16 protein-coding genes and 2 pseudogenes are annotated in these 18,915 nt (G+C 69.4%); 9 read left to right on the top strand and 9 right to left on the bottom strand.

Annotated features, from left to right (window positions below):
• Window positions 1–2: 2 nt before the first annotated feature.
• From QZ483_RS01630 to QZ483_RS01615, 4 genes are read right to left on the bottom strand one after another with little or no spacing between them, the layout of a single operon-like run.
• Window positions 3–482: a nuclear transport factor 2 family protein gene (locus tag QZ483_RS01630; RefSeq protein ID WP_297081239.1), complete on the bottom strand. Its 480-nt coding sequence runs from the start codon at window positions 480–482 to the stop codon at window positions 3–5.
• Window positions 479–1,261: an SDR family oxidoreductase gene (locus QZ483_RS01625; protein ID WP_297081238.1), complete on the bottom strand. Its 783-nt coding sequence runs from the start codon at window positions 1,259–1,261 to the stop codon at window positions 479–481. The genes QZ483_RS01630 and QZ483_RS01625 overlap by 4 nt, the downstream gene beginning before the upstream one ends.
• Window positions 1,262–1,290: 29 nt before the next feature.
• A complete protein-coding gene (locus QZ483_RS01620; RefSeq protein WP_297081237.1) occupies window positions 1,291–2,646 on the bottom strand; it encodes an FAD-dependent monooxygenase in 1,356 nt (451 codons plus the stop codon).
• Between the two features lie 43 nt (window positions 2,647–2,689).
• Window positions 2,690–3,448, bottom strand: a complete 759-nt coding sequence (locus QZ483_RS01615) for a dienelactone hydrolase family protein (protein WP_297081236.1) — start codon at window positions 3,446–3,448, stop codon at window positions 2,690–2,692.
• 606 nt (window positions 3,449–4,054) lie between these two features.
• On the opposite strand from QZ483_RS01615, the gene QZ483_RS01610 reads away from it, so the two are divergent.
• Complete coding sequence (locus QZ483_RS01610) at window positions 4,055–5,101, top strand: amidohydrolase family protein (protein ID WP_297081235.1); 1,047 nt, start codon at window positions 4,055–4,057, stop codon at window positions 5,099–5,101.
• A gap of 246 nt (window positions 5,102–5,347) precedes the next feature.
• Here QZ483_RS01610 and hpaH read toward each other — a convergent pair whose 3' ends face one another.
• Window positions 5,348–6,133, bottom strand: a complete 786-nt coding sequence (hpaH, locus tag QZ483_RS01605; protein ID WP_297081234.1) for a 2-oxo-hept-4-ene-1,7-dioate hydratase — start codon at window positions 6,131–6,133, stop codon at window positions 5,348–5,350.
• Between the two features lie 36 nt (window positions 6,134–6,169).
• Window positions 6,170–6,865 carry a GntR family transcriptional regulator gene (locus QZ483_RS01600; RefSeq protein ID WP_297081233.1) on the bottom strand — a complete coding sequence of 232 codons (696 nt, stop codon included), beginning with the start codon at window positions 6,863–6,865 and terminating at the stop codon, window positions 6,170–6,172.
• A gap of 779 nt (window positions 6,866–7,644) precedes the next feature.
• Between QZ483_RS01600 and QZ483_RS01595 the strand changes: the two genes are divergently transcribed.
• The 5 genes from QZ483_RS01595 to QZ483_RS01575 are packed head-to-tail and all read left to right on the top strand — an operon-like array spanning window position 7,645 to window position 14,333.
• Window positions 7,645–9,216 carry an ABC transporter substrate-binding protein gene (locus tag QZ483_RS01595; protein WP_297081232.1) on the top strand — a complete coding sequence of 524 codons (1,572 nt, stop codon included), beginning with the start codon at window positions 7,645–7,647 and terminating at the stop codon, window positions 9,214–9,216.
• A gap of 41 nt (window positions 9,217–9,257) precedes the next feature.
• Complete coding sequence (locus QZ483_RS01590; protein WP_297081231.1) at window positions 9,258–10,202, top strand: ABC transporter permease; 945 nt, start codon at window positions 9,258–9,260, stop codon at window positions 10,200–10,202.
• The gene (locus QZ483_RS01585; protein WP_297081230.1) at window positions 10,199–12,091 is read left to right on the top strand and encodes a dipeptide/oligopeptide/nickel ABC transporter permease/ATP-binding protein; all 1,893 of its coding nucleotides are present in this window, start codon (window positions 10,199–10,201) and stop codon (window positions 12,089–12,091) included. Before QZ483_RS01590 ends, QZ483_RS01585 begins: the two co-directional genes overlap by 4 nt.
• The gene (locus QZ483_RS01580) at window positions 12,076–12,966 is read left to right on the top strand and encodes an ATP-binding cassette domain-containing protein (RefSeq protein ID WP_297081229.1); all 891 of its coding nucleotides are present in this window, start codon (window positions 12,076–12,078) and stop codon (window positions 12,964–12,966) included. Before QZ483_RS01585 ends, QZ483_RS01580 begins: the two co-directional genes overlap by 16 nt.
• On the top strand, window positions 12,966–14,333 hold the full coding sequence (locus tag QZ483_RS01575; RefSeq protein ID WP_297081228.1) for a DUF3500 domain-containing protein: 1,368 nt from the start codon (window positions 12,966–12,968) through the stop codon (window positions 14,331–14,333). Before QZ483_RS01580 ends, QZ483_RS01575 begins: the two co-directional genes overlap by 1 nt.
• Before the next feature lie 35 nt (window positions 14,334–14,368).
• Here the strand turns inward: QZ483_RS01575 and QZ483_RS01570 are convergent, their stop codons facing one another.
• From QZ483_RS01570 to QZ483_RS01560, 3 genes are all read right to left on the bottom strand, one after another.
• Entirely contained in the window at window positions 14,369–15,211 is an 843-nt protein-coding gene (locus QZ483_RS01570; RefSeq protein WP_297081227.1) for a methylenetetrahydrofolate reductase, read from the bottom strand.
• Window positions 15,212–15,326: 115 nt separating this feature from the next.
• Entirely contained in the window at window positions 15,327–16,013 is a 687-nt protein-coding gene (locus tag QZ483_RS01565; protein WP_297081226.1) for a GntR family transcriptional regulator, read from the bottom strand.
• 98 nt (window positions 16,014–16,111) lie between these two features.
• Complete coding sequence (locus QZ483_RS01560) at window positions 16,112–17,005, bottom strand: LysR family transcriptional regulator (RefSeq protein WP_297081225.1); 894 nt, start codon at window positions 17,003–17,005, stop codon at window positions 16,112–16,114.
• Between the two features lie 132 nt (window positions 17,006–17,137).
• Between QZ483_RS01560 and hpaD the strand changes: the two genes are divergently transcribed.
• The 3 genes and pseudogenes from hpaD to QZ483_RS13580 all read left to right on the top strand — a co-directional run.
• Window positions 17,138–18,136, top strand: coding sequence for a 3,4-dihydroxyphenylacetate 2,3-dioxygenase (hpaD, locus tag QZ483_RS01555; protein WP_297081224.1), 999 nt, complete (start codon window positions 17,138–17,140; stop codon window positions 18,134–18,136).
• 35 nt (window positions 18,137–18,171) lie between these two features.
• Window positions 18,172–18,666: pseudogene (locus QZ483_RS01550) on the top strand (hypothetical protein); the annotation flags it as partial.
• Window positions 18,667–18,696: 30 nt separating this feature from the next.
• Window positions 18,697–18,915: pseudogene (locus QZ483_RS13580) on the top strand (30S ribosomal protein S5); the annotation flags it as partial.

Below are 18,915 nucleotides of genomic sequence, written 5' to 3'. Positions count from 1 at the left end.
TCTCAGTTCTCCTGGGGTTCGGTAGTAGGGGCCGATGCGGTGGCTTGGCTGGCGTCCGACCCGGACTTCAGCGCGCCCCACACCTGTTCGCCGTCGGGGGTCATCTGGAAGGTGAGATAGCGCCAAGCGCCGTCGTCGCAGCGCCGGATCACCTGGGTGACCTGGCCGCGCACGGTGCGCTCGCCGCCGCCGGGGTTGCGCAGGCGATTCACCAGCGGACCGGTCACGATCACGACGTCGCCGATGGCCCGCATCAGCAGGTCCTCGCGCCACATGTCGATGTAGGGGTTGCGGGTGGCGGCGTGCTCCATGAGCTGCGCCTTGGTGTGCACCAGTCCGGGGGCGTGGATGTGGATCAGGGCATCGTCGTAGAGATCGTCGAGCGTCTCCATGTCGAGGTCGATCAGCGCCTGGCGGCGCCGCTCCTCGAGGGCGAGGATCGCGTCGCGCGTGGCCTCGTCAGCGAGTGTCACGTCTGTCATATCAACCCTTCGTAGGTGCCGCCGTCGAGCTGCAGGTTCTGCCCGGAGATGTAGCCCACCTGCGCCGAGCACAGGAACGCGCACGCGTCCCCGAACTCCTCGGGCCGGCCCAGGCGAGCGGCCGTCACGGTCGACGCTATCGCCGCGTACGCCTCGTCGCGGGTGATCCCGTCGCGCTCCATGCGGCGCTTCGCCATGAACTCCTGGCGCGGGGTGTCGATGCGCTCCGGCAGCAGGTTGTTGACCGTCACGTTGTCCGCGGCCACCGTCTTGGAGATCGACTTCGAAATCGCCGTGAGCGCAGCGCGGGCGGAGGTCGACAGTCCCATGTCCGCGGCCGGCGACTTCACCATCGCGGACGTGATGTTGACGATGCGCCCGAACTTCCTTGCGCGCATGCCCGACACGTACGCGCGGATGAGCTCGACCGCGGGGATCAAGTTCGCGTGCAGGGCGCCCAGGATCGCAGCCTCGTCCCAGTCCTCCATCGGCCCGGGCCGCGGGCCCGAGTTGTTGGTGACGAGGATGTCGACGTCGCGGACCGCCTCCACGATGGCCGCGCGACCTTCGGGAATCGTGAGGTCCGCCGCGACCCATCGGACTGACGCGTCCGGCACCTGGGCGACCACCGCATCGGCCGCCCGTCCCAGGCGCTGCCGGTCGCGCCCGTTGAGCCATACCGTCGCGCCCTCGCGAGCGAGCGAGGTGGCGCACGCCAGCCCCAGCCCCTGCGACGAGGCCGTCACGAGGGCCGTGCGCCCGGCGATCCCGAGGTCCACGGTGCCTATCCTTCCTGGTCAGGAACCCGTCAGCGGGCCGACGCGGCCGTGTCAGGCACGGCCTTCTTCGCCGCAGCCGCGGCCTGGATGGCCTCGACCGTCTCATCCTCGACCTCCCACGTGCGGAAGCCGGTGGTCTCGCCCGCCTCGAAGCCGGGACGGGGCTGACCCACCATGGCGTGGTACTTGGAGAAGATCTCGTCGGCCTCGGCCAGCGGGAGCACGTCCTCGATGTCCTCGAAGGGCTGGGCGCCGGTGCGGTCCGCGACCATGCGGCGGATGACCTCGTAGCCCTCGCCACGGTGCGCCATGACCATGCCGTTGACCTGCTTGATGCGCGCCTGCTCGAAGGCCTTCAGCGCGGCGGGGACGTCGTCGATCTCGGCGAGCTTGGCGGCGACCACGCCGCCGTCGACGATCGCCTGGCACGCGCCGTTGCCGCCGCGCGGGTACATCGCGTGAGCCGCGTCGCCGATCAGGACCACGCGACCGTCGGTCCAGCTGTCCAGCGGCTCGTGGCGAATCAGCGGGAACAGGTAGATCTCGCGGTTGTTGCGCAGCATTTCCTGGACGTCCAGGAAGGGCAGCTTCACCGTGTCGAACAGGTCGATGATCTCGTCCACGGATCCCAGCTGGTTCCAGTCCTCGACGGTCTCGTCGCGGGTGCGCTCGACCACCCAGTTGACCAGCACCTTGCCGGTGCCCTCGAAGTTCTCCGCGATCGGGTAGACGATCATCGTGGCGATGTCCGGGGCGCCGATGTGCAGGATGGTGTGGCCGTCGCGGTACCGGTCCATCAGGGTGGTGCCGCGGTACATCGTGATGCCCGAGTAGTGCGGCTCGGCCTGGTTCGGGTGCATCTGCTTGCGGGCCTCGGACTTGATGCCGTCCGCCGCGATCAGCACGTCTGCCCAGACCTGCTCTTCGCGGCCGTCGCGGTGACGCAGGTGGACGGTGACGCCGTCCTCCTTGTTCTCGTACTTGACGAACCGCGCGCCCTGGACCACCGCATCGGCCCCCAGTCGTTCGATGACCTTGTCGAACAGCAGCATCTGCAGGGTGCCGCGGTGCACGAAGCGCTGCTCGTGCAGATATCCCATGTGCACGCCGCACAGCTCCGCGTAGATCTCCTGGCCGTGGTTGTTGAAGAAGATCGAGGTCTTGGCGTCCACTGAGATGTCCTTGAACTCCTCGTACACACCCAGCTCGATGAGCTCCTTGGTGCCGTACACCTTGACGTCGATGCCCACGCCCAGCGGCTTGAGCTCCTCGACGGTCTCGTAGATCTTGGGCGTGAAGCCCTGCTGGTGCAGGCGCAGCGCGGTGGCGAGGCCGGCGGGGCCGGCGCCGATGATCGCGACGTTGAGGTCCTTGGAAGTCGACATGGGGTTCTCTTCTCTTCGTTGAGTTCAGACGGGGGTGGGTGCGTCAGGCCGATGCGGGGGTCAGGAGGTCCGCGAGGAACCTCGCGGTGGAGTCCCAGGCGCGCTGGGAGGCGCGGGCGTCATAGCCGACGCCCGGGGGCATGCCGGGAAGGTCCGACTTGGGATTGGTGAAGGCGTGCTGGGCGCCCGAGTACAGGTCCGTCTCCCAGTCGACGCCTGCGCCGGTGAGGGCGTCTTGGAGGGCGTCGCGCTGATCGGACGTGGCCATCGGGTCGGCGGATCCGGTGCAGATGAGGACGCGCTCGACGGGCCCGGGGGCGGACCAGTCGCTGTCGAGCAGGTCGAGCCCCGCGTGGATCCCGATCGCGCCGCGGACCTCGCCGCCGGTCCGGGCGAACTCGAGGGCGGAGGAGCCTCCGAAGCAGTAGCCGGCCGCGGCGATCGCGGCGGCGTCCACCTCGGGCTGCGCGACCATCGCGGCGTGCGCGGCTGCCATCCGGCCCATCCAGCGCTCGCGGTCGGAGACCATCGAGCCGATCAGCGGGCCGATCTGGCTGCCCTCGGTGGGCTGCGTGCGCTCGCCCCAGACATCGGCGGCGAAGACCGCGTAGCCCAGCTGGGCGTAGCGGCGGGCGGTGGCGGTCATGTCCTCGCCCAGGCCGAACGCGTCGTGGACCAGCAGGATGCCGGGGAGGGGGGCCTCGGAAGAGGCGGTCACGGGTGCGACCAGGAGGCCGATCATGCGCGTGCCGTCGTGCGTGTACTCGACGTCGCGCTCGGTGAGCGGGGTGTCCGTGCTCAAGGTTCCTCCCGGGGCTGTGCCTGTGCCGCGCCACGATCGGAAGGCTCCGGCGCGGACGGGCGCCGGGGAAGGGAATCGTCATCCTCGACGCGCTGCCCGGTGCCGGCGAGAGCCCGACCGTGAAGCGTGGAACGACTGTAAACGAAATCGTATGCGATCTCAAGTGTGAAGCTGCGGGCGGTGCGCGGCAGTCGTGCGGGGGAGGGTGTCGCGCCGCAGGGTTGGCCGCGCCTCGAAGCCGAATCTGGCTGGACATCGCGTGCGATGCGCGTACAGTTTGGGATGACGCAGACGTCGCTCGCCGGAGGAAGGAGGCCGCGCCCATGAGCAGAACCGTTGCTCGGAGCCCCACGCACGCTCGCGGCGCCGCCCGCACCTCCGCCCGCCTCGGCTCCCGTGGCCGCCGCCGTCCCGTGCACCCCGGCCGCAACCTCGCGCCGCCAGCCTGACACCGCATCGGCCCGCCGGGCCTGAAGCCGCGCTCGACGCGACTGACCGCGCATCCCCGACCCCGCAGCCCGGCCGCACCTCTGCACGTACCCCGCGCCCGCATCGGCGCTCCATACTCGCGCCCCTGGCGCACCCGAACTCTCAGAAGGGACGACCATGACCGTCGTCGACATCAACATCCACCACCTCCCCGAGGACCTGTTCGACAACGAGCAGACCCTGAACGGCTTCCTGTCGACCGCGCCGCGCGGATTCGGCGAGATCGCCACCGTCAAGACCATGGATGACGGCCGCCGCCAGCTCATCCTCGAGAAGCCCGCGGGCTACCAGAACCTCAATTACGTCGAGGGCGACTACAACGTGGACGCCAAGCTCGCCGCGATGGACGAGGCCGGCGTGGACTACGGCATCATGCGCGTGCCGGTGTGGCAGGAGTGGCTGCGCCTGGACACCTGCAAGGTCGTGAACGACAACGCTCGCGAGATCGTGGAGCGCTCGGGCGGCCGCCTGTTCTCGACCGCGTGCGTGCCGCCGTGGGGTGGCAAGGAGAACATCGACGAGCTCAAGCGCTGCCTCGACAACGGGGCCGTCGCCGTCCAGCTCGCATGCCACTACGGCCAGCTCTACCTGGACGACGAGGCGTTCGCGCCCTACCTCGACGCGATCAACGAGCTGAACGTGCCGGTGATCGTGCACCACACGCCGCTGCCCGTCGAGTGGCGCTCGGTGATCGACTACACGAACTTGCGCCGCGAGTACGGGCGCATCGTGGACCAGGCCACCGCCGTGGGCCGCGAGCTGTTCTCCGGCATGTTCGACCGCTGGCCCAACCTGAAGTTCACGCACACGATGTTCGGCGGCAACTGGTTCGCCAACACCGCGCTCATGACGCCGCACGCCACCCACAAGAAGGAGGCGATGCAGCGCCTTGACCCGACGGGCGGCGACGCGATCCGCAAGTACCTCGAGAACAACATCTTCTTCGACATGACGCACCCGCACTCGTGGGGCAAGGAGCAGGTCGAGGCTGCGCTGCGCATCAACGGCGCCGACCACTACATGTTCGGGTCGAGCTTCCCGGTGTTCTACTCGTGGATGAGCCAGGGCGTGGAGTTCCTCAAGAACGAGATCGAGGTCTCGGACGAGGACCGCGAGAAGATCCTGTGGAAGAACGCCAAGGAGATGTTCAACCTCCCGATCTAGGCTGCTCTCCTGACAGTCTGAACCACACAGCCGGGCGACACCCCGGTGCGACGGGCCCTGACGGCTCGCGCGCCGGGGTGTCGTCGCGTGTGGTGGTTCACGCTGTCGGGTGCCGTCGCAGTCCCTACCGGTTCTGCACACACCTGGGAACGATGGGGCTGCTGAGGCGCGTGGGGACTCACGTGCGCCTCATGCGCCACGGGCGTCACAGGCGTGTGCAGAACCGGTAGCGGAGAAGCGCCGGGCCTACTCGAAGCGGACGCTCACGTTCCCCAGCGGGCCGTAGTCGCACAGCACCGAGTCGCCGCGCTCGCACCACACCGGCCGGGTGAACGAGCCCGCGAGGATCACCTCGCCCGCCGCGAGCGAGTCGCCGTGCTGGTGCAGCTTGTTCGCGAGCCACGCGACGCCCGAGGCCGGGTTGTCCAGCACGCCGCCGGCCACGCCGGTCTCCTCGATGGTCTCGTTGCGGTACAGCATCGCGCCCACCCAGCGCAGGTCCACGTCCGCGGGCGCGACGGGGCGGCCGCCCAGGACCAGCCCGCCGTAGGCAGCGTTGTCCGCGATCGTGTCGACGATGGTGCGGCCCTCGAGCTCGATGTGCGAGTTGAGGATCTCGAGAGCGGGCGTCACGTACTCGGTCGCGCGCAGGACGTCGAACACGGTGCAGTGCGGTCCCTCGAGCGGCGACGCCAGCACGAACGCCAGCTCGACCTCGATACGCACGTTGGAGAAGTCGTCGAACGGCACCACGGCGCCGGACTCCCATACGGTGTCATCGAGGATCACGCCGTAGTCAGGCTCGCTGATCCCGGTGGCCTGCTGCATCGCCTTCGAGGTCAGCCCGATCTTGCGCCCCACGAGCCGGCGTCCGTCCGCGAGCGCGCGGTCGCGCCACAGGCCTTGGATCGCGTACGAGTCCTCGACGGTCGCCTCGGGGTGGCGCGCGGTGATGCGGGGGATCACGCTGCGCGAGCGATGCGCTTCGGCGAGTTCCTCGGCGAGAGCGTCGATCGTGGGCTGGGGAAGCATCCGTACTCCTGGGGCAGTCGGTGGGTGAGTGGCGGGCTACAGTCGGGCTTCGTCCTCGATGGGAAGGCCGAGGGTCTCGTCGGGGTGCTCGTGGACCAGATACGCGGCGAGCGTGCCGGTGCGATGGCGTCGCACGGCGGCCTCGATGTCCTCGAGGCGCGCCCCGCGTTCGATGAGCACGAGGATTTCCTCGTGCTCTTTGACGGATTCGGCCGCCCGCCCGGGCACGAAGGTGAAGATCGAGTCGCGCAGGTGGCTCATGCGGCCCCACTCGGCGTCGACGATCTGGACCAGGCGGTGGTTGGGGCAGCGCGAGTACAGCAGGTGGTGGAATTCCTGATTGAGGGCGCTGAAGGTGCGGGGCTCGAACCGGTCCAGCGACCTCACCATGACCTCGTTGACCGAGCGCGCCTGCCGGATGTCGTCCACGGTGAGCGAGCGGGACGCGAGCGCGGTCGCGGCCGACTCGACGATGGACACCGCCTGCATGGTCGCTCGGTAGTCCGAGTCATCGACCATCGCGACGCGTGCTCCCACGTTGCGCTCGAAGGTCACCACGCGCTCGGCCTCGAGCTGGCGCACTGCCTCGCGCACAGGCACCACGGACATGTCGAGCTCTTTGGCGATGGTCCCCAGCACCAGGCGGTAGCCCGGCGTGAACTCCTGCGTCGCGATGCGCGCCTTGATCCAGTCATACGCGCGCTGCGATTTGGACAGAGAGGCGTCAGTCATGAGGTGAGTCCTCGGTAGGGCCGATGCGCGGGCAGGGTGGCCTGCGCGTGGGAGTGGGAGAGGGAGAGGGAGAGGCGGGACGCGGGTGCCGCGGGCAGGCCGATGCGGGGGCGATGCCGGCGCTTGTCCGTTGCCTTCACGCTGCGTGCCTCTCTATCCGTGTGTGGAGACGCAGGTCCAGGGCTGGGGAACGGGTCCCCGGCCTCGCGACGCTGCGAGACTCCTGCGCCGGGGCCAGCGCCCCGCGTGGGACGCAAGCCTCGGCGTGACGAAAATCATATACATTCCCTCGACTCTCGGCAAGGGTCGGACGCGAATGGCTGGGGTCGCACCGAGGGTTGTGGGGGCATCAATGCCGATTTCACGCGTGTTGCGGGGGATCATCGCGTCGTTACCGAACCGATACCGTTCTGAAGTCGTATGCGATCTTGCGCAGGATTCACACGTCGTATACGATCCATGGACACGACGATGTCGGCTCGAGGGAGAGTCGACGGGGAGGCAGGATCCATGAAGGCTCCGCACCACCGCACAGGACGCAGTGGCGTCGCTTCGCGTGTGTCCCCGCTCCTCGCCACTCGCTCACGAGGCTTCAGCGGCACGTCGTCAGTCCGGCTCGGCAGGGGCGCATCCACGCTCGCCGCCGGGTCAGTCAGGGAGAGCGGAATCACCTGACCCGTCCCCACCCATGGGATCGGTCAGGGGGCGAACCCCGGACCGTTCCCCGGCCCCTAGAATCGACAGCCACGAGTTCCCCGGCGCAAGGAGGCGCCAGAACCATGATGAAGACCACACGCTTCGCTCGGCTTGCCGTCCCCGTCGCGGCCGCCGCGCTGCTCCTCGGTGCCTGCAGCTCCGACGACCCCGCAGAAGACTCCAGCGACGAGCCCACCAGCACCACGACCGAGGACGCCGCGCCCAGTGCGGGCGGTCAGGTCGCCGGCTCCGTCCTCCGCGCCAACTGGGGCGGCTTCCCCGAGAACTGGGCGCCTGGCGCCGAGATGGAAGCCGGCTACATGCGCGTTCCCTATGAGAACCTCACGAAGCTGGGTGACGATCGCAAGCCTGCACCGTGGCTCGCCACGTCGTGGGAGCAGACGGACGAGGCCCTGACCCTCGAGCTTCAGCCCGGCGTCACCTTCCACGACGGCACGCCGTTCGATGCCGAGGCCGTCAAGGTCAACCTCGAGCTCATCAAGAACACGCCCGGCCCCTACGCCGGGCCGTTCCAGGTGATCGACTCTATCGACGCGGTCAACGACCTGACGGTCCAGATCAACCTGTCGGCGCCGGCACCGTCGCTGCTCACCACCCTGGCCACCCGTGCCGCTCCGATGGCGAGCCCCGCGGCCATCGCGGACGGCTCGATCGCGCAGACCCCGGTCGGCACCGGTCCGTGGGCGTACGACGAGGCGGCTTCGATCGCCGGCACCCGCATGACGTTCGGTCCGTTCGCCGAGTACTGGGGCGACGCCCCCGGTTTCGAGACGGTCCAGCTGTTCGCGATCGAGGAGGACAACGCCGCCAGCACCGCGATGATCAACGGCGAGATCGACGTCACCGACACCGAGCTCGACCAGCTGTCCGTATTCGAGGAGGCTGGAACGTTCGAGACCATCGCCTACCCCGGCATCCGGAACAACCCGATGTTCTTCGACCGTGGCCCCGGCGGCATGTTCGAGGAGCTCGAGGTGCGTCAGGCCGCGTGCTACGCGATCAACACGCAGGTCGTCGCGGACCTCGACCCCGACGTCACGCCTGTGTCGCAGCACTTCGCCGAGGGCGAGCAGGGCTACAACCCCGCGATCACCGGCTACGAGCACGACCTGGAGATGGCAGAGACGCTCTACAGCCAGGCCGGCAGCCCGGCGGTCGAGGGCGACTGGCTGTCGACCTCGTTCAACAACCGCCAGATCTCGGTCTACGCGGAGCAGCTGGGCGAGCTCGGGTTCAACCTCACGGTGCAGGAGGCCCCGCCGCCGCAGTACTTCTCCGAGTGGAACGCCGGCGCTTACCCCATCGGCCTGGGCTCGAACGACGAGCTCACGCCGTACGACTGGTACCAGTCGTGGTTCGCTGCGGAGGCCCCGGGCAACCCGGCCGGTGTCGAGTCCGACCAGCTCAAGGCCGCTGCGGATGCGGCGATCGCCGCGGGCACGTCGGAGGAGGCAGACGACCTGTGGGCGGAGGTGACGCTGATCATCTCCGAGGAGGCGCTGACCTGCGCTCACATCCAGTCGCAGGAACTGATCGCCGTCAACACGGACACGGTCTCGGGTGCTGCGGCTCCCAGCGAGCCGTGGGAGACGGTCCTGATCAACTTCCGCGATCTGCGTCCCGCAGGGTCTTGATCGCGGCAGCAAACAGACAGATCGACTAGGAGATCGTTTCGATGGGGAAGCTTGTCCTCTACCGGCTGGGGTTCGCAATACCGCAGCTACTGGTGGTGTCGGTGGTGGTGTTCTCACTGACCTACCTGGTGCCGGGATCTCCGGCGGCCGCGATCCTCGGGGTCTCGGCCACACCGGAGTCCATCGCACTGGTGGAGGAGCAGCTGGGGCTCAATCGCCCGGCAGGCGAGCGCCTGCTCGAATGGTTCGGCGGGCTCGTGCAGGGAGACCTGGGCACGGCCTACCGGTCCGGGCTCCCTGTCACGGAGATGCTCGCTCAGCGCATCCCCGCGACCCTGTCGATGATCCTCGGCGGCATGGTCGTCGCCATCGTGATCGGGGTGGGTGTCGGTGTCTACACCGGCACCCGCCCCGGCACCAAGGCGGACCGCCTCCTCACGGGAGGCACCGTCCTGGGCATCGCGATCCCCGAGTTCTGGCTCGGCATCCTTCTCACCACCGTCTTCGCGGCCCAGTTGGGGTGGCTGCCCATCATCGGCTGGGTGCCGTTCACCGTGGACCCGTGGGGCTGGTTCGTGGGCCTGATCCTGCCGTCGCTGACGCTCGGCATCACCGGCGGTGCGATCATCGCGCGCCAGACGAGGGCCTCCATGGTGCGAGCTCTCGCCGCTCCCTACACGGACACGCTCACTGCCGCGGGCGTGCCCCGCTGGAAGATCCTCTACCAGTACGGCGTGAAGAACGCCATGGTCCCGGTGCTCGCCTCGATCGGCGTGGTCTTCGCCATTCTGATTGGCGTGAGCTTCGTGATCGAGAAGGTCTTCTCGTTCCCGGGCCTGGGCTCCCTCATGCTCACCAGCACCATCGGCCAGGACTTCCCGGTCGTGCAGGGAGTGGTGCTGTTCACCGCGACGCTCGTGATCGCGGTCAACCTGCTCATCGACATCTTGTACGGACTGATCAACCCGCAGGCGAGGCCCGCATGACCACCTCCACCGTCGGCCCCGCGGCCGCCTCCGCACCCGCAGCCCGTCAGGCCTCCGGCCCCGCCCAGGCGTGGCGCCGGCTCCGCCATCAGCCCGTCACGCTGGCCGCAGTCATCACTATCGCGATCATCATCGTGATCGCCGCCGCCGCGCCCCTCATCGCTCCGTACGACGCCGGCGAGACCGACTTCACCTCGGTGCTCGCGGGCCCGTCCGCCGACCACCTTCTCGGCACTGACGACTTTGGCCACGACATCCTGAGCCAGCTCATCTACGCCGCGCGCACGGCGCTGATCGTGGGCGTCGGCTCGGTGCTGGTCGCCATGCTGATCGGCGTGCCGATGGGTCTGATCCTGGGCTACAAGGGCGGCTGGTATGACCGCCTGGGCTCGCGTGTCATGGACATCGCGGACGCGATGCCCGGCATCATGATCGGCTTTGTCGTCATCGCGATCCTTGGCCGCGGCACTCTCATCCTGATCTTCGCGATCGGACTCATCTTCTCGATGAACTTTGCCCGCATGGTCCGCGCCATTACGCTGACCGAGCGCAAGAAGCTCTACGTCGAGTCCGCCCATGTCACGGGACTGCGCAACCGCCAGATCGTGTTCGGCCAGGTGCTGCCCAACCTCGTGGGCCCCCTCGCCGTGCAGGGCGCCGTGTTCCTGGGCAACGCGATCAAGGTCGAGGCGGCGCTGTCCTTCCTGGGGCTGGGCCTTCCGGATGACCAGCCCTCGTGGGGCGGCATGCTCCGCACTGCTGCGGAGCACCAGGTCGACCACCCCTGGATGGCGCTCCCCCCGGGTATCGCGATCGTCATCACCGTGCTCGCCCTGAACCTGCTGGGCGACGGCATCAACGATGCGCTGTCCGGCGCCCGCACCTCCCGCAAGCAGCGCAAGAGGGCCCTCCACCAGGCGCCCACGCTGGCCGAGGTCGAAGAGGCCAAGCGCGCCGTGTCGAGCGTCGTCACGACGCCCGTCGCGGTTGCCCCGGCGCTCGCCCAGGCCCTCGTGACCACGGACAAGCACCCCGACCCCGTCCTGGCGGTGCGCGACATCCACATCGTCGCGGACCGTCCCGATGGCGAGGTGGTGCCGCTGGTCTCCAGTCTCGACCTCACCGTGGGTCGCGGCGAGGTCATGGGCCTGCTGGGAGAGTCCGGCTCTGGCAAGTCGATGCTCGCGAAGTCGATCCTGGGGCTGCTGCCCGCGGGAGTGCGCGTCGAGTCCGGCTCCGTCGAGCTGGCCGGCGAGGAGCTCGTGGGCCGCACGGAGCGTCAGTGGCGCGAGATCCGCGGCAAGAAGCTGGGCGTGGTCTTCCAGAACCCGCAGGCCAACCTCTCGCCGGTGCACACGGTGGGTCGCCAGCTGATCGATCCGCTGCGGATCCACCACGGCATGTCGAAGGCCGTGGCGCGTGACCAGGCTGCGGACCTGTTGGACATGGTGGGTGTCAAGGACGCGGCCAAGCGCCTGGATGACTACCCGCATCAGTTCTCGGGCGGCATGGCTCAGCGCGTCGCGATCGCGATCGCGCTGGCCGGTGACCCGGACGTGCTGATCCTCGATGAGGCGACCTCGGCGCTCGACGTCACCACCCAGAGCCAGGTACTCGACCTGGTGCTCGACCTGCGCGAGAAGCTCGGCATGGCCGTCATCAACATCACCCACGACCTGGGCGTGGCGGCCGAGGCCTGCGACCGCGTCGCGATCATGTATCACGGTCAGCTCCTCGAGGTGAATGACGTGTTCAGCCTGTTCGACGAGCCCCACCACCCGTACACCAAGGCGCTCCTGGCGTCCCACCCGACGGCCGACCACAAGGTCGACCGACTGCCCACCATCGCGGACTTCGTGACCGCTGATGGAGAATGGATCGCGAGGTGATCATCCCCATGACGGCGCACCGGCCCCTGCTCGACGTTCGTGACCTCGAGGTTGCGTACGAGACCAAGGGCGGCCTCTTCCGCAAGTCCATGACCACGGTGGTCAAGGGGGTGAGCTTCCACATCGCCCCGGGCGAGACCTACGGCCTGGTGGGAGAGTCCGGCTCGGGCAAGTCCACCACCGGCAGGGCGATCCTGCGGCTGGCAGACATCGCGGGCGGGTCGATCGACTTCGACGGCACCGACATCGCCGGAATGGGATCGCGGACGCCGCTGTCCTACCGTCGCGACGTACAGGCGGTGTACCAGGACCCGGGCGCCTCGCTGAACCCCCGCCACCACGTGGGTCGTGCGGTGACGGACGCGCTCAAGCGCCACGGCATCGGCGACCGTGCGTCGCGTCGGAAGAAGGCCCTGGAGTCCTTCGAGCAGGTGGGCCTCACGGCCGCGCACCTGGATCGCTTCCCGTCGGAGATGTCCGGCGGCCAGCTGCAGCGCGTCGCGATCGCCCGCGCGCTGGTGCTCGAGCCGCGTCTGGTGATTTGCGACGAGGCCGTCAGCGCCCTTGACCTGTCCACCCAGAGCCAGATCATCAACCTGCTGATGGACCTCCAGAAGGACTCGGGCGTGAGCTACCTGTTCATCACGCACGACCTGGGCGTGGTGCGCCACATCTCTCAGCGCGTGGGCGTCCTCAAGCTCGGCGAGCTGGTCGAGGAGGGCGTGACCGAGGAGCTGTTCGACAACCCCCAGCACGAGTACACGCAGGCGCTGCTGACCGCGAGTCCGTCCTCGACCCCGGAGGGTCGCGACGAGCGCCGCGAGCTGCGCCAGAAGCGGCGGGTGTCCGTGCCGAGCCTGCGTCAGGCGAGCTGATGGCCGCCTCGTACGACGGGGAGCAGGACGGCGGAGACCGGGAGGCCGATGCGGGGGGCCCCGAGGCGCTCGACGCGTGGTTCTCGACCGATCGCACCGCCGCACGCGGCGATGCGATCACGGTGACGACTGACAGCTTCCGCGAGTTCCTGTACGACCCGGCCGATGCGGTACTGGCTGACTGGCGCGGGCTCGACTACGAGGAGTTCTCGCGCCGCAAGCGCGAACCCGACTTCGTGCAGGAGCTGCTGGGCGACTGGCGCGCGCTCTACGACGAGCCCTTCGTGGGCATCACCGCAGACGGCACCGTCGATACCACCGCTTGGACGCTCGACCCGGCCGCCGCATCGGCCGGCACCCATGCCAACGGTGAGGCGCCGGTCGCGGCGGCACGCCGTGTGCTCGAGCTGCTCGACGGCGACGAGCGCGAGGCCATCGCTTACCCGCTCGACGCGCCCGAGTGGCGCGCCTGGTCCAACCCCGAATTCGTCATCCACCGGGTGGGCCTGCGCCTCGAGGACCTCGCGCCCGCGCAGGTGGAGGCGGTGCTGGGACTGGTCGAAGCGTCGCTGAGCCCCGAAGGCTACGCGCGCGTTCGCGAGGCCATGGATCTGAACGGCTACCTGGGGGAGCTCACCGAACTCACCGAGCTGATGAACCCGCTCAGCTACTGGGTCGCGATCTACGGCGATCCCAGCGCCGATGCGCCCTGGGGCTGGCAGCTGTTCGGTCACCATGTGGCACTCAACTGCGTGTTCGTGGGCGGCCGGCAGGTGATTGCGCCGGTGTTCATCGGCGCGGAGCCCGCGCTGTCCGACGGCGCACACCCGCCCATTTTCGACGCGCGCGAGCGGATGGCGATCGCGCTGGCCTCGTCTCTGACGGACGAGCAGCGCGGCGACGCGGTGGTCTACGACACCGTGCTCGACCCGGCGATGCCCGAGGGCAGGGTCCACCCCGCCGACGAGCGCCACGTCGCGGGAGCCTTCCGCGACAACCGTGTGGTGCCGTACGAGGGCCTCACCGCATCGTCCCTCGACTCGGAGCAGTGGCGGCTGCTGCTCGTGATCGTCGAGGACTTCCTCCTGTTGCTCCCTGCGGACCAGCGCGCCCTCGCACTCGCCGAGGTGCGGGCCCACCTGCCGCAGACGCGTCTCGCCTGGTACGGCGCGACTGACGGCTCCCAGCCGTTCTACCTGCGCATTCAGTCGCCCGTGATCCTGGCGGAGCTCGACCATCACGCGGGCGTGTGGCTGTCGAACCGGGTGCCCCAACGTTTCCACGTGCATACCACGCTGCGCCTGCCGAACGGCAACGACTACGGCAAGGCATTCATCGCGCAGTGGCGCGCTGGCCGCGCGTCGTAGTCGCGGTCGCAAGCGCGAGTCGTCGTCGCGGCGCCTCAGGCGGCGGCGTGCTGGCGGGCGAGCCACTCCACGGCGGCCCCGACGCCACCCAGCGCGAACAGGTGGAGGTGAACGTCGCCGTGCACGGCGGGATCCAGGCCCTCGCGCAGCCCGTCGATGAACCTGTCGGGGCCGGCGTTCGCCACCAGCGCGGAGACCGAGAAGCCGTACTTGCGCGCGAGCGCCGCGCTCGACTGCACGCCGCAACGGCGGGCGAAGCCCACGAGGCGCCTGACGTTCGCAGGGCCAGGCACACCCACCTGGAGAGGTGCGTCGATCCCCGCATCGCGCACCCGCTCGATCCACGCGAGCACCAGGTCGACGTCGAAGCAGAATTGGGTGACGATCCTGGCCTGCATGCCGTGATCAGCGATCGCGGCGAGCTTGCGGGTGAGTGCCGCCCACAGGACCTCGTCGGCGATAGTGGGGTGGCCATCGGGGTAGCCGGCGATCCCCACGTCGGTCACGCCGTGAGAAGCGAGCATGCCGGTCTCGATGAGTTGGGCGGCCTCCGAGAACGGACCGAGCGGCTGTCGCGGGTCCCCGCCGACGACGACCACGCGGCCGTCGGTGCCGTGCTGGGCGTGCGCGGCCAGAGTCGCCTCGAGTTCGGCGGCGCTGGCGAGTCGCCGTGCCGCCAAGTGTGCCACGGGGATGTGGCCAGCAGCGGCGACGGCGCGGGCGGCGTCGAGATGCTGCTGGGCGGTCTGGGTGCCCAGATGCGTGATCGCGACCCGGGTGCCGGGAGCGAGGGCACCTGCTGCCGCGCTGAACCCCGGCCCGTCGGCCGCGGTGATCTCGAGCGAGGCGCCGCTCAGCACTGAGTCGGGACCGGGCATGGACGGGCCTCCTCGGCAGTCGGGGGAGCGTCGCGCACGGCCCCGGGGACACGGCGAACAACACCACCATTCTAGGTGGCGGCTCCTGCACCCCTGGACGGCGCTGGTCGACCGGCTAGAACATCCCCACGGCTCCGCCGGGCCGGCGGTTCTCCGTGTGAGTCGCGTCGTACTCCATGACAGCCTTGAGCGTGCTGGTCTCGTGGCGACGAGCGGCGGTCTCGATGACCTCGGGGTCCGCGCCGCCCTCGATGAGGTCGAGCAGGGCCTCGTGCTCGGACAGCGACGCCTGCGCGCGTCCGGGAGCGTAGAAGAAGGCCGAGCGTCGAATGAGGTCCAGGCGCGTCCACTCGTGGTGCACCAGGCCAAAGAGCCTGTCATCCTCGCACTTCGAGCACAGCAGTTCGTGGAACTGCCGGTTCAGCTCGCCAAAACGCGCGGTGTCGAAGTCCGCCAGCGCCTCGCCGGCCTGACGGTTCAGCTCGCGCGCCTGAGCGATGTCCTCCTCGGTGAGGTTCGCAGCCGACAGCGACGTCGCGAGCCCCTCCAGCCGAGCCAGCAGGCGCATGGTGCGCTGCCAGGCGTCGGTGTCGAAGGTCTTCACGAGCGCGCCCACGTTGGGGACGATGTCGACCCAGCCCTCGGCCTCGAGGCGGCGCAGCGACTCGCGCCACGGCACTGACGAGATCTGGTGCTCGCGCGCGAGCTGGTCGATCACCAGGCGGTGCCCGGGCGCGTAGGTGCCGTCCATGATGCGCGCCTTGAGGATGTCGTATGCCTGGTCGGCCTTGCTGGTCGCCACTGAAGCTCCTTCATCGCTGCGTCCTCGAAGCGGGCCGTGGCCCGGTGCGGCTCAGCCGTGCTCGATCCTATCGTCCTCCGTGTGCGATTCCAGGGAGGTCATCCCCCAAGAATCGAGACCAGCCTCCTCACCGCAGGGTTGGTCTCGCCCGCCCGCGTCAGCACCAGCGCGCGCAGGGGCTGCGGCGCCGGCTCGAGAGCCCGCACCGTGAGCGCGAAGCGCCGCAGGCTGTCGCGGTCGGCATCGGGCAGCACCGCGCAGCCGAGCCCCGCCTCGATGAGGGGCACGGAGGTCTGGATGGTCTCGACGGTTCTCAGTGTGGCGCCGATGCGGTGGCGGCGCAGCGTGTCGTCGACGGCCTCGGGGAGGCTCGGGACGGCGGTGGTGCGCCGGGGCACGAGGACCTCGCGGCCCTCGAGGGCGGACAGGGGGAGCGGGTCGGGGGCATCGGCCTCGCCGGGCGGCAGTGCGGCTACGAGCGGCACCTCGCCCCAGTCGCTGATGTCGAGCTCGCCTCGGTGGCGGACGGCGAATGCCCGGGCGTCTGCGACCAGAATCGCCGCGACGTCCGCGCGGCGCTCGAGCACCATGTCGATCGCCGTCCACGGCGGCGGGTCGAGCAGCCGCACGTCGACCTCGGGGACCTGGGCGGCGAGCTCCCGCAGGGCGGCGGGGATGCGCCGCCACAGCAGCGCCGGCACCGCGGCCACCGTCAGCGTGCCCGCGGCGCCGTCGCCGTATCGCGCCAGCGTGGCCGCGATGTCGTCCACCTCGCCCAGCACCCTCGAGGACCTGTCCAGCAGGAAGCGGCCGGCGCTGGTGGGCTCCACGCCGCGCGCGGATCGCTCGAGCAGCGGGACGCCCACCTCCGCCTCGAGCTTCTGGATCGCGACGGACAGCGGCGGCTGGGACATGTGCAGGCGCGCGGCGGCCGCCGTGAGCGAGCCCGCCTCGACCACCGTGGCGAAATAGCGCAGGTGCCGGATTTCCATACTCCCAAGGATAGTGAATGCCCTTGCCCATAGCCATCATGTATTGCCGGTGAGGGTGACCGATAGTTCCCCGCCACCGCATCGGCCGTCACCATGGAGACAGATCAACGCCGATCCCAGAAGGAGACCCCGATGACGCTTCCCACGTTCAACCAGGACCCGGACTTCGCGATCACCCGCGCCGGGCACGTCCGCCTCCAGTGCACGGACCTCGAGAAGTCCCGCGACTTCTACCGCGACGTGATCGGGCTCGTGGTGACCGAGGAGACGGACCACGCGATCTACCTGCGCGGCCTCGAAGAGGACTGCCACCACTCGATGGTGCTCGAGCACGGCACCGAGGCCAAGGCGCTGCAGGTGGGCCTGCGCGTGCGCTCCGAGGAGGACATCCTCGACGCGGAGAAGTTCTTCAAGAAGGTAGGCGTTGAGCACGAGCGCGTCGAGGCAGACCACCAGGGCGCGACCCTGCGGTTCCGCGACCCCGTCGGCACGCACATGGAGCTCACGAGCTCGATGGAGACCGTGCCGCGCAAGATGGCCGACTTCCACGACTTCCGCGCCGGCGCCCCGCAGCGCCTGGACCACTACCAGGTGGTGACCTACGACGTGCAGGAGGCCACCGACTTCTGGACCGGCCTGGGCATGCGCATGTCCGAGTACACCGCTAAGGACGGCACCGACGAGCTGTGGGGCACGTGGCTCGAGGTCAAGGGCAACACCCACGACCTGGTCTTCACCAACGGCCGCGGTCCGCGCCTGCACCACTTCGCGTACACGGTCCCGGACGCCACCGCGCTGATCCACGCGGCGGACGTGACGGGCTCGATGGGCTTCGGCCACGAGATCGATCGCGGCCCCGGTCGCCACGGGCTGTCGAACGCGCTTTTCCTCTACATCCGCGATCCCGACCAGCACCGGATCGAGTTGTTCACCACGCACTACCAGTTCATCGACATGGAGTCCGAGCCCATCCGCTGGGACGTGTCCGACCCCCGCCGCGCGCAGCAGTGGGGCATGCCGGCGAGCCGCCGCTGGTTCTTCGAGGCCAGCGAGTTCCCGGGCGAGGACGTGCTCGAGCCGCTGCTCAAGGCCACCCCGGCCACGCTCGAGGACTACCTGTCCATCCACTGACCTGCCAGACTGTTTCCAGCCACGGAAAGGTGACGATGACGGACCAGACTGAGGGCGTCCCCGCGCTCGACCCCGACCTGCGTGCGCTGCTCGAGCGCATTCCCGCCGCCGCGCTGTCCCAGCGGCTGCGCGCCCACGGCCTCAACGCCGTGACCATCGACGGGGTGGCGGCGCTGAAGCCCGGCGCGTCCTTCGTGGGCGTGGCCCGCACGCTGCGGTACATCCCGTTTCGCGAGGACCTCTTCGAGTCCCACGGCGGCGGCTACAACGCGCAGAAGCGGCTGTTCGACTCGGTCGCACCGGGTGAGGTCATCGTGATCGAGGCGCGCGGCGTGAAGGACGCGGGCACGCTGGGCGACATCCTCGCGGCCCGGGCGCAGGCGCTCGGGGCCGCGGGGATCGTCTCTGATGGTGCCGTCCGGGACGCCGATGCGGTGGCCGGCTCGGGCCTACCCGTGTTCGCTGCGGGGGCGCACCCTGCGGTGCTGGGCAGGCGGCACGTGCCGTGGGAGTCGGACGTGACGGTCGCGTGCGGCGGCGCCTCGGTGCAGCCGGGAGACGTGATCGTGGGCGACGGCGACGGCACGGTCGGCGTGGGTTACGGCAAGGCCAAGGAGGTGCCGGCGGCGATCGCCAAGGGCGTCGAGGAGGCCAAGAAGCACTTCTTCAAGGTGCCCCGGATCGCCGCGTCGATCCCGCACCCGGTGCAGGGCGAGGACGCCGCCGGCGTGGTCCTGTTGAAGCCGGCGAGTGCCGGGACGGGGGGGATCGCCGGTGGC

This window comes from uncultured Demequina sp. (assembly GCF_913055775.1).
Taxonomy (GTDB): Bacteria; Actinomycetota; Actinomycetes; order Actinomycetales; family Demequinaceae; genus Demequina.
Note: the sequence above shows the minus strand (reverse complement) of the source record. Positions and strands in the feature narration are given on the sequence as shown.